Genomic DNA, 11,291 nt, shown 5'->3' on the forward strand with positions numbered 1-11,291 from the left:
CCCCGCAGCCCGTTGGCTGATACTGGGTGCGTTATGGAACAAGTCATCCTTGCTGTAGTCATCGCTCTGATCGCGCTCGCCGCGGTCAGCGGGCTCGTGATCGGCAGCCGTAAGAAGAAGCGGCTGCCCCCGGCCCCGCCGAGCAGTCCGTCCGTCACCGCGCCGCCCGCCGAGCCGCAGGTCGGCGAGGAGGCGGAAACCACGCTCGAGGAACCGCGCAGAACCATCGAAGAGGTGGATCTGTCGGTCACCGAGGCGCCCCCCGCGCCCGCTGTGCCCGCGCAGCCGGAGGCACCCGCGATCGAGGTGCCCGAGCCGACCGCCGGCCGGCTGGTGCGGCTGCGGGCCCGGCTCTCCCGCTCCCAGACCACACTGGGCAAGGGGCTGCTCACCCTGCTGTCGCGGGAACACCTCGACGACGAGACCTGGGAGGAGATCGAGGACACTCTGCTGACCGCCGACGTCGGCGTCGCGCCGACGCAGGAGCTGGTGGAGCGGCTGCGCGAGCGGGTCAGGGTGCTGGGCACCCGTACCCCCGAGGAGCTGCGCGGCCTGCTGCGCGCGGAACTGCTCCAGCTGATCGGCACCGAGGCCGACCGCGTCGTGCACACCGAGAGCGGCATCGGCGTGAACGGCGAGGAGAAGCCGGGCGTCGTCATGGTCGTCGGGGTCAACGGCACCGGCAAGACCACCACCACCGGCAAGCTCGCGCGGGTGCTGGTCGCCGACGGCAAGTCGGTGGTTCTCGGCGCGGCCGACACCTTCCGCGCGGCGGCCGCCGAGCAGCTGCAGACCTGGGGCGAGCGGGTCGGCGCCCGCACCGTCCGGGGCCCCGAGGGCGGCGACCCGGCGTCGGTCGCCTTCGACGCGGTCAAGGAGGGCATCACCGAGGGCGCGGACGTCGTACTCGTCGACACCGCGGGACGGCTGCACACCAAGACCGGCCTGATGGACGAGCTGGGCAAGGTCAAGCGGGTCGTCGAGAAGCACGGCGCGGTGGACGAGGTGCTGCTGGTGCTCGACGCCACCACCGGGCAGAACGGCCTGGTGCAGGCGCGGGTCTTCGCGGAGGTCGTGGACATCACCGGCATCGTGCTCACCAAGCTGGACGGCACCGCCAAGGGCGGCATCGTGATCGCGGTCCAGCGCGAGCTGGGCGTACCGGTCAAGCTGGTCGGCCTGGGCGAGGGCGCGGACGATCTCGCGCCGTTCGAGCCGGAGGCCTTCGTCGACGCGCTGATCGGCGACTGACTGGCCGATTCCCTTGATCCACTCCGCCCTCTCCCCTCCGGGCGCCCGGGACCTCTCGGGCGCCCGAAGCGTTTCTTCGGGGCGGGTATCCGGGGTGTTTCTCCGGGGCGGGTATCCGGTTCCCGGTTTCCGGTTCAGCCGCCCGCGCGGTGGGCCGCGTACGCCAGCGTGCCCAGCAGCAGCCGCGCATGGGGCGGGTTGCCCGCGGTGTCGAGCGCGGGCGGGCGCAGCCAGCGGACCGGGCCGACCCCGCCGAGGTCGCTGGGCGGGGCGGTGATGTGGTCGCCGGGCCCCAGACAGCGCAGGTCCAGGTCGGCGTCGTCCCAGCCCATGCGGTAGAGCAGCTGCGGCAGCTGTTCGGCGGCGCCCGGGGCGACGAAGAACTGGGCGCGCCCGTGTGGTGTGGCGGTCGCCGGGCCGAGCGGCAGCCCCATGCGCTCCAGCCGGACCAGGGCGAGCCGGCCCGCCTGCTCGGCGACCTCCAGGACGTCGAACGACTTGCCCACGGGCAGCAGCACCGCGGCCCCCGGGACCTGCTCCCAGGCCGCAGCCGCATCGTCGAGGGTGGCGCCCGCGGGGACGGCGGAGGCGAAGGCGAGGGGGTGGGCGCCAGGGGCGGCGCAGTCGGCCTCGCCACATGAACATTCGTTTCTGCTGCCGCCCGCGCCACGGGTGGCCCGGGCGCCCGGCACCACATCCCATCCCCACAGGCCGGTGTACTCCGCCACCGTCGTGCACTCGGATGTACGGCCGCGCCGCCGCGAGCCTGGCCGCATGTCCCGGATGCCGCCGATCGTGAAGCCCATGCCCCCTCCAACGGGTCGCCCTGCCGATGGTTACGAGCCGAATGACGCAGTGATGCCGCCCGCTCGCGCTCCGTAGCCGGATGTGGTGCGGCGGCTGTCGGTGCGGTGATACGGAGTAGTGCAGTGTGGTGCGGCGTGGTGAAAGGGGTGGTGAGACACTGGGCGCGCGCCGTCGTGCGCACCCCTCCACCTGTTTCCACTGTTTCCTGGTCGTTCGGTGTCAAGTGAATCGTGTGAATCGCCAGTGGCGTTCATTCGAAGGGGTGGCGAATGGTGGCGTTTTAGCGAACTTCCTCGCCGGAGGCGTGATCGTAAGATTACTTTCAGTACACGACCCCCCTTCTCCCGTGATTGATGCGGCGGATCGCGGGGACAACTGACCGTGACAGACGGCATTCTGGTCGCGGTGCGAGCGGAATCGTGGGATGGGGGCGTTCCAGTGGGCGACAACGGCGGCAGTGCTGACAAGCGTCCCAACGCGCAGTTGGGTTCGTGGTTTGTGCGCAGCGGCTGGTCCAAGGGCGAGCTCGCGCGTCAAGTCAACCGCAGAGCACGCCAGTTGGGCGCCCACCACATCAGCACCGACACCTCGCGGGTGCGCCGCTGGCTCGACGGCGAGCAGCCGCGCGAGCCGATTCCGCAGATTCTCTCCGAGCTGTTCTCCGACCGCTTCGGCTGTGTGGTCGGCATCGAGGACCTGGGGCTGCGCACCGCCCATCGGTCACCGTCCGTATCCGGGGTGGACCTGCCCTGGGCCGGTCCTGAGACGGTCGCGCTGATCGGCGAATTCTCCCGCAGCGACCTGATGCTCGCCCGCCGGGGCTTCCTCGGCACCTCGCTCGCCCTGTCGGCGGGCCCGGCCCTCATCGAGCCGATGCAGCGCTGGCTGGTCCCCTCGCCCTCCGCCCGGTCCGACGGCCGGACCCAGCCGGACGCCGGCCGCTCCCGGCGGATCTCCCGGCTCTCCGAGCCCGAGCTCCAACTGCTCGAGTCGACCATCGTGATGTTCCGGAAGTGGGACGCCCAGTGCGGCGGCGGGCTGCGCCGCAAGGCGGTGGTCGGCCAGCTCCACGAGGTGACGGACCTGCTGCAGGAGCCGCACCCCGAGGCGGTCTCCAAGCGGCTGTTCAAGGTCGCGGGTGAGCTGGCCGAGCTCGCCGGGTGGATGAGCTACGACATCGGGCTCCAGCCGACCGCCCAGAAGTACTTCGTCCTCGCCCTGCACGCGGCCAAGGAGTCCGGGGACCGGCCCCTCGGCTCGTACATCCTCTCCAGCATGAGCCGCCAGATGATCCATGTGGGGCGGCCCGAGGACGCTCTGGAGCTGATCCACCTCGCCCAGTACGGCAGCCGGGAGAGCGCGACGCCGCGCACCCAGGCCATGCTGTATGCGATGGAGGCCCGGGCGTACGCCAATATCGGACAGCCCAGCAAGTGCCACCGCGCCGTGAAGATGGCCGAGGACACCTTCGCCGAATCCGCCGGGGGCGACGGGGACCCGGACTGGATCGGCTTCTTCTCCGAGGCCGAGCTCAACGCGGAGAACGCGCATTCGTACCGCGACCTCGCCTATGTCGCGGGCCGCAGCCCCACCTACGCCAAGCTGGCCGACCCCGTGATGCACCGCGCGGTCGACCTCTTCGGCCAGGAGACGGCCGAGGAGGGCGGGCACCAGCGTTCGTATGCGCTCAACCTGATCGGTCTTGCCACCGTCCACCTCCTCCAGAAGGAGCCCGAGCAGTGCGCGGCGGTCGCCGAGAAGGCCCTGCCGCTCGCCCGGCGGGTGCGCTCCGAGCGGGTCAGCAACCGGCTGCGCAAGACCGTGGACACCGCGATCCGCGACTTCGGGAGCGTCCCCGAGGTGGTCCAGCTCGGCGAGCGGCTTGCCGACCACCTGCCCGACTCATCGGATACGGCGGAGTCCGTCCGCGCCGTCTGAGCCGCCCGGCCGTGGGTGCGACACGGTAACCAGGCCCTCCGGCCGTCCAGCACCAGTTCATCAGCGCGTAACACTTCCACGCCCTTCGTCACTGCCGTGAAACATCGAGCGGCATCGACTGAAACGGCGCTGCGCCAACCTCGTGGCGAAAACCGGCCCACAGAGTTCTGCCCGCACGGGCCGTCATTTCGAGGAGACGTCCACATTGAATGGCGCAAATACCGCATTCGTATTGATCAGCGCCGCGCTCGTGATGCTGATGACCCCCGGCCTGGCCTTCTTCTACGGCGGCATGGTCCGGGTGAAGAGCGCCCTGAACATGCTGATGATGTCCTTCATCGCCCTGGGTGTCGTCAGCCTCCTGTGGGTGCTGTTCGGCTACTCCCTCACCTTCGGTGACGACATCGGCGGCGGGCTGCTGGGCAATCTGGACCACATCGGCTTCAAGGGCATCAACCCCGAGTCGCTGTGGGGCACCAAGCCCGACGCGATCCCGGTACTCGCCTTCGCCTTCTTCCAGCTGATGTTCGCGGTCATCACCCCCGCGCTGATCAGCGGCGCGGTCGCCGACCGGGTCAAGTTCGGCGCCTGGACGCTCTTCATCACCCTGTGGGTCACCGTCGTCTACTTCCCGGTCGCCCACTGGGTCTGGCAGGCCGACGGCTGGCTGTTCAAGAAGGAAGTCATCGACTTCGCGGGCGGCACGGCGGTCCACATCAACGCGGGCGCGGCCGGTCTCGCCGTGGCCCTGGTCCTCGGCAAGCGCATCGGCTTCAAGAAGGACCCGATGCGGCCGCACAACCTCCCCCTGGTGATGCTGGGCTCCGGTCTGCTGTGGTTCGGCTGGTTCGGTTTCAACGCCGGTTCCGCGCTCGCCGCCAACGGCACCGCCGCCAACATGGCGTTCAACACCCAGCTCGCCACCGGCGTCGCGATGCTCGGCTGGCTCGCCTACGAGCGCATCCGGCACGGCGCCTTCACCACGCTGGGCGCGGCCTCCGGCGCCGTCGCGGGCCTCGTCGCCATCACCCCCTCCGGTGCGGCCGTCAACGCCTGGGGCGCGATCATCATCGGCCTCGTCGCGGGCGTCGTCTGCTCCTGGGCGGTCAGCCTGAAGTACAAGCTGGGCTACGACGACTCGCTCGACGTGGTCGGCGTGCACCTGGTCGGCGGCATCCTGGGCACCCTCCTGGTCGGCCTCCTCGCCACCGACGGCGTCGGCGGCCTGGACCAGCTGGGAAGGCAGGCGCTCGGCGCCTTCACGGTCCTGATCTACTCATTCGTCGTCTCCTGGATCCTCGCCAAGGCGATCGACGTCACCATCGGCCTGCGGGCCAGTGAGGACGAAGAGGTCGGCGGCCTCGACCAGGCCTACCACGCCGAGACGGCCTACGACTTCAGCGCCGTCGGAGGCGCGCATGTGGGGCGGTCTACGGTGGCCTCCATCCAGGACGGGACCGGCGCGGGCGCGCCGCAGAACAAGAAGGTGGACGCGTGAAGCTCATCACCGCGGTCGTCAAGCCCCACCGGCTGGACGAGATCAAGGAAGCCCTGCAGGCCTTCGGGGTGCACGGCCTGACCGTCACCGAGGCCAGCGGCTACGGCCGCCAGCGCGGCCACACCGAGGTCTACCGGGGCGCCGAGTACACCATCGACCTGGTGCCCAAGGTCCGTATCGAGGTGCTGGTCGAGGACGACGACGCCGACGACCTCATCGAGGTCGTGGTCAAGTCGGCCCGCACCGGCAAGATCGGGGACGGCAAGGTGTGGAGCGTCCCCGTCGACACCGCGGTGCGGGTACGGACCGGCGAGCGCGGTCCGGACGCGCTCTGACATATCTCCGACGTGTCGTGGAACCCCACCGCCCGGACGTCCTTCCCTGTGATCAAGGAGCCGAGTTGACGGACAGCGTCGAGGCGAAGACAGAGAAGATGGCCGACTCGGTGCCCGGTGGCTACGCGGCGGCCCGGCTGCGACTCCTGCAAGAGGAGTCGCGGTCCGGGCCGCCGCGCCGTACCGCCCTCGCCGAGCTGACCGACCAATGGCTGGCCGCGCTGCTGGCCGGCGGGGCGGAGAAGGCCGGTATCACCCAAGGCGTCGCCCTCGTGGCGGTCGGCGGATACGGACGCGGCGAACTGTCCCCGCGCAGCGACCTGGACGTGCTGCTGCTCCACGACGGCTCGGCGGACGCCTCAGCCATCGCCACCCTCGCCGACCACGTCTGGTACCCGGTGTGGGACATGGGGCTGGCCCTTGACCACTCCGTACGCACCCCCGACCAGGCCCGTAAGACCGCCGGCGAGGACCTGAAGGCCCACCTCGGCCTGCTGGACGCGCGCCATATCGCGGGCGACGCCGCGCTCAGCGCGGGGCTGCGCACGGCGGTGCTCGCCGACTGGCGGGCCAGGGCCCCCAAGCGCCTGCCCGAGCTGCGCGAACTGGGCCAGGAGCGCGCCGAGCGCCACGGCGAGCTGCAGTTCCTGCTGGAACCGGACCTCAAGGAGGCGCGCGGTGGGCTGCGCGACGCGACGGCGCTGCGGGCCATCGCCGCCTCCTGGCTCGCCGACGCGCCGCGCGAGGGCCTTGCCGAGGCGCGCCGGCTGCTGCTGGACGTACGGGACGCGCTGCACCTGACCACCGGCCGGGCCACCGACCGGCTCGCCCTCCAGGAGCAGGACCAGGTCGCGGCCGAGCTCGGCCTGCTGGACGCCGACACCCTGCTGCGCCAGGTGTACGAGTCGGCCCGGACCATTTCGTACGCGAGCGATGTGACCTGGCGCGAGGTCGAGCGGGTGCTGCGCGCCCGGTCGACCCGGCCGCGGCTGCGCGGCCTCCTCGGCAGCCGCGGACGCGGCTCCGGGGGCGGCGGCGCGGACGCGGCGGGGGAGCGCAGCCCGCTCGCCGAGGGCGTCGTCGAACAGGACGGCGAGGCGGTGCTGGCACGCACCGCGCGCCCCGAGCGCGACCCGGTCCTGCCGCTGCGGGCCGCGGCGGCCGCCGCCCAGGCCGGTCTGCCGCTGTCGCTGCACGCCGTACGGCGCCTGGCCGCCGCCGCACAGCCCCTGCCCGTACCGTGGCCGCCCGAGGCCAGGGAGCAGCTGGTCACGCTGCTCGGCGCGGGCGAGTCCACCGTCGCGGTCTGGGAGGCCCTGGAGGCCGAGGGGCTGATCACCCGGCTGCTGCCGGACTGGGAGCGGGTGCGCTGCCGCCCGCAGCGCAACGCCGTGCACCGCTGGACCGTCGACCGCCACCTCGTCGAGACCGCCGTGCGGGCCAGCGCGCTCAGCCGCCGCGTCGGCCGCCCCGACCTGCTGCTGGTCGCCGCGCTGCTGCACGACATCGGCAAGGGCTGGCCCGGCGACCACTCGGTGGCGGGCGAGACCATCGCCCGGGACGTGGCGTCCCGGATCGGCTTCGACCGCGCCGACGTCGCCGTCCTCGCCACGCTGGTCCGCCACCACCTGCTGCTCGTCGACACCGCCACCCGCCGCGACCTGGACGACCCCGCCACCGTGCGCTCGGTCGCCGAGGCCGTCGGCTCCACGGCCACCCTGGAGCTGCTGCACGCCCTCACCGAGGCCGACGCCCTCGCCACCGGCCCCGCGGCCTGGAGCGCCTGGCGCGGCTCGCTCGTGACCGACCTGGTCAAGCGGGTCTCGGCGGTCCTGGCCGGCGAGCCGGCGGCGGACTCCTCCGCGCCCCAGCAGACCACCGCCGAACAGGAGCGACTGGCCATCGAGGCCTGGCGCACCGGCGGCCCCGTGCTCGCCCTGCGCGCGCGCTCGGAGGCGCTGGCGCCGGGCGAGGCGGCCGCCGCCGGACAGCCGGGCGCGGGCGAGGGGGCCGACGCGGAGCCTGGTGCGGAGCCCATCGGAGTCGAGCTTCTGATCGCCGTACCCGAGCAGCCCGGCGTGCTGCCGGCGGCGGCCGGCGTACTGGCGCTGCACCGGCTGACCGTACGGGCGGCGGACCTGCGCGCTGTCGAGCTGCCCGGCGAACTGACCGGGGAACCGGCAGGAGAGGTGTCCGGGGCGGGGCCCAGCGCGCTGCTGCTGAGCTGGCGGGTGGCCGCCGAGTACGGCTCGCTGCCGCAGGCCGCACGGCTGCGCAAGGACCTGCTGCGGGCCCTGGACGGGTCGCTCGACATAGTGGCCAGGCTCACGGAGCGCGAGGCCGCGTACCGCAAATACCCCCGCCGCCGCGGCGTGCACGCCCCGCCCCCGCGGGTCACCGTCGCGCCCGGCAGCTCCCAGCTCGCCACGGTGATCGAGGTGCGCGCCCAGGACGCCCCCGGGCTGCTGCACCGCATCGGCCGCGCGCTGGAGGACGCGGGGGTCACGGTGCGCAGCGCCCACGTCAGCACGCTCGGAGCCAACGCGGTGGACGCCTTCTACGTCACGGACGCCTCAGGCGCCCCGCTGCAGCCCATGCGTGCGGCGGAGGTGGCCAAGGAGGTCGAGCGGACGCTGAGCGCGTAGCGCCCGGCGGGTGCGGCTCCACCGGGGCGCGGCACCAGGGGGCAGACCGTTCGGGCGGCGGGCGGATACCCTTGGAGGCCGACCGCCGACCCGACATCCGACCGAAGGATTCGCGACCACCGTGTTCGATACCCTCTCCGACCGCCTCGCAGCGACTTTCAAGAACCTCCGGGGCAAGGGCCGCCTCTCCGAGGCGGACATCGACGCCACGGCGCGTGAGATCCGTATCGCCCTGCTCGAAGCGGACGTCGCGCTTCCCGTCGTCCGGGCCTTCATCAAGCAGATCAAGGAACGGGCGACGGGAGCCGAGGTCTCCCAGGCGCTGAACCCCGCCCAGCAGGTCATCAAGATCGTCAACGAGGAGCTGGTCGGCATCCTCGGCGGCGAGACCCGCCGCCTCCGCTTCGCCAAGCAGCCGCCGACCGTGATCATGCTCGCGGGTCTGCAGGGTGCCGGTAAGACGACGCTCGCCGGAAAGCTCGGCCGCTGGCTGAAGGGGCAGGGCCACGCGCCGCTGCTGGTCGCGTGTGACCTGCAGCGCCCCAACGCCGTCAACCAGCTTTCGGTGGTCGCCGAGCGGGCCGGTGTCGCGGTCTTCGCCCCGGAGCCGGGCAACGGCGTGGGCGACCCCGTGAAGGTGGCCCAGGACTCGATCGAGTTCGCCAAGACCAAGCAGCACGACGTGGTGATCGTCGACACCGCCGGCCGCCTCGGCATCGACCAGGAGCTGATGCAGCAGGCCGCGGACATCCGCGACGCGGTCCGCCCGGACGAGGTCCTTTTCGTCGTCGACTCGATGATCGGCCAGGACGCGGTGAACACCGCTGAGGCGTTCCGCGACGGCGTCGGCTTCGACGGCGTGGTGCTCTCCAAGCTCGACGGCGACGCGCGCGGCGGTGCCGCGCTGTCCATCGCGCATGTCACCGGCCGCCAGATCATGTTCGCCTCCAACGGCGAGAAGCTGGACGACTTCGACGCGTTCCACCCGGACCGCATGGCGTCCCGCATCCTGGGCATGGGCGACATGCTCAGCCTGATCGAGAAGGCCGAGCAGACCTTCAGCCAGCAAGAGGCCGAGAAGATGGCGGCCAAGCTGGCGAAGGGCCCCAAGGAGTTCACGCTCGACGACTTCTTGGCGCAGATGGAGCAGGTCCGCAAGATGGGCTCCATCTCCAAGCTGCTCGGCATGCTGCCGGGCATGGGCCAGATCAAGGACCAGATCAACAACCTCGACGAGCGGGACGTGGACCGCACCGCCGCGATCATCAAGTCGATGACGCCCGGCGAGCGCCATGACCCGACCATCATCAACGGCTCGCGCCGCGCCCGTATCGCGCGCGGCTCGGGTGTCGAGGTCAGCGCGGTCAAGAACCTGGTGGAGCGGTTCTTTGAGGCGCGCAAGATGATGTCGAAGATGGCGCAGGGCGGGATGCCCGGCATGCCGGGCATCCCGGGCATGGGCGGCGGCGCCGCCAAGCGCAAGGGCAAGCCGCAGAAGAAGGCCAAGGGCAAGCAGCGCAGTGGCAACCCGATGAAGCGCAAGGCCGAGGAGCAGGCCGCCGCGGCCCGCCGTGAGCAGGCGGGGCAGCCGGGCGGGGCGTTCGGTCTGCCCGCCGGCCAGGCTGCGCAGGACTTCGAACTGCCCGACGAGTTCAAGAAGTTCATGGGCTGAGCGGGCGAGGCGCGAGGGCTGGGCGGGCCGAGGCGCCCGCGGGCCCTCACACCTGCACGCCTTTACACCGGGGTGCCTTTACGCCTGGGCGCCTTTACGTCCGCGCGATCAGATAGCGCATCACGTTCTCCATCCACACCGTGCCGTCCTGGCGCCGGTACGGATGGAGGGCTTCCGTGATCTCCTTGCGCACCTGTATGGCGTCGGTGGTGCGTTCCGCCGCGTCGAACAGCCCGGTCGACAGCAGCCCGCGCACCGCGCTGTCCATGTCCGCGTACCCGAAGGGGCAGGCCACCCGGCCCGAGCCGTCGAGCCGCAGCCCGGCCCGCTGGGCCAGGTCCTCCAGTTCGTCCCTGCCACACGGCTGCCAGCAGGGGGTACCTCCCAGCGGTAGCTGGGGGACCGTCCGGTCGGCCAGGCGCGCGCCCACGCGCAGCACCGTGGAGGTGTCGCACCGCTCGGGCGGACCCCAGCCGGTCAGAACGACCGGGCTGCCGGGTTCGGCGAGGGCGGCGGCCGAGGCGAGCCGCTCCGGCAGGGCGCTTCCGGACCCGAGAGCCGACAGCGGGCCGAAGGCCGTAACGACGGTGAATCCGGACTCGGCCCCCGCCGCCGTCAGAGCGCTCCCCAGGCCGACGCCGTCCGCCAGGCGGGCGAGGCGCGCGACGCCGCCCGGTACGCCAGGGCGCGCGCCGCCCGGCCGCGCTCCGGGGCCCGCGAGCAGCCGCTCGCAGGCGAGCCCCAGGCGCTCCTCGTCCGGGTCCACCCCGCACACGGTGGCGCCGCGCGCCACCGCCATGAGGAGGGCCAGGCCCGAGCCGCAGCCCAGGCCCAGCAGCCGGGTACCGGCGCCGACCTCCAGGCGCTCGTACACGGCCTCGTACAGCGGCACCATCATCCGTTCCTGGATCTCCGCCCAGTCGCGGGCACGGGCGCGGGATATCGCGGCGCCCGGTGCGGAGGGGGAGGAGGGGTACGGGGAATGGTGCCGCCGTATGAGCGTAGATGTCATGGAATGCGCCCCAATCCGACGAGAGCAGTGCCGTGAGCCGAAGAGCCTGTTGCCACCGTTGTGCGCCGCGCGTTCCACCCCCGTAGGCCAGGGAACTGCGCATCCGTCCGCGCGTCCAGAGCTTTCGCGGCCA

8 protein-coding genes are annotated in these 11,291 nt (G+C 72.1%); 6 read left to right on the forward strand and 2 right to left on the reverse strand.

Annotated elements, in window-relative coordinates; all coding sequences use genetic code 11:
• The first annotated feature begins 33 nt into the window (after nucleotides 1-33).
• Nucleotides 34-1,251, forward strand: coding sequence for a signal recognition particle-docking protein FtsY (ftsY, locus tag ACWDSL_RS09405; RefSeq protein WP_450483336.1), 1,218 nt, complete (start codon nucleotides 34-36; stop codon nucleotides 1,249-1,251).
• A gap of 134 nt (nucleotides 1,252-1,385) precedes the next feature.
• Here the strand turns inward: ftsY and ACWDSL_RS09410 are convergent, their stop codons facing one another.
• Nucleotides 1,386-2,057, reverse strand: coding sequence for a bifunctional DNA primase/polymerase (locus ACWDSL_RS09410; RefSeq protein ID WP_450483338.1), 672 nt, complete (start codon nucleotides 2,055-2,057; stop codon nucleotides 1,386-1,388).
• 439 nt (nucleotides 2,058-2,496) lie between these two features.
• Between ACWDSL_RS09410 and nsdA the strand changes: the two genes are divergently transcribed.
• From nsdA to ffh, 5 genes are all read left to right on the forward strand, one after another.
• Complete coding sequence (nsdA, locus tag ACWDSL_RS09415) at nucleotides 2,497-3,996, forward strand: transcriptional repressor NsdA (protein ID WP_450483380.1); 1,500 nt, start codon at nucleotides 2,497-2,499, stop codon at nucleotides 3,994-3,996.
• Between the two features lie 205 nt (nucleotides 3,997-4,201).
• Complete coding sequence (locus tag ACWDSL_RS09420; RefSeq protein WP_450483340.1) at nucleotides 4,202-5,494, forward strand: ammonium transporter; 1,293 nt, start codon at nucleotides 4,202-4,204, stop codon at nucleotides 5,492-5,494.
• Nucleotides 5,491-5,829: a P-II family nitrogen regulator gene (locus ACWDSL_RS09425; RefSeq protein WP_014176070.1), complete on the forward strand. Its 339-nt coding sequence runs from the start codon at nucleotides 5,491-5,493 to the stop codon at nucleotides 5,827-5,829. The genes ACWDSL_RS09420 and ACWDSL_RS09425 overlap by 4 nt, the downstream gene beginning before the upstream one ends.
• Before the next feature lie 98 nt (nucleotides 5,830-5,927).
• Entirely contained in the window at nucleotides 5,928-8,474 is a 2,547-nt protein-coding gene (locus tag ACWDSL_RS09430; RefSeq protein ID WP_450483382.1) for a [protein-PII] uridylyltransferase, read from the forward strand.
• A gap of 121 nt (nucleotides 8,475-8,595) precedes the next feature.
• Nucleotides 8,596-10,146, forward strand: a complete 1,551-nt coding sequence (gene ffh / locus ACWDSL_RS09435; RefSeq protein WP_450483342.1) for a signal recognition particle protein — start codon at nucleotides 8,596-8,598, stop codon at nucleotides 10,144-10,146.
• A gap of 94 nt (nucleotides 10,147-10,240) precedes the next feature.
• Here ffh and ACWDSL_RS09440 read toward each other — a convergent pair whose 3' ends face one another.
• Entirely contained in the window at nucleotides 10,241-11,158 is a 918-nt protein-coding gene (locus tag ACWDSL_RS09440) for an SAM-dependent methyltransferase (protein WP_450483344.1), read from the reverse strand.
• Nucleotides 11,159-11,291: the final 133 nt, after the last annotated feature.

Source organism: Streptomyces sp. NPDC000941 (genome assembly GCF_053599555.1).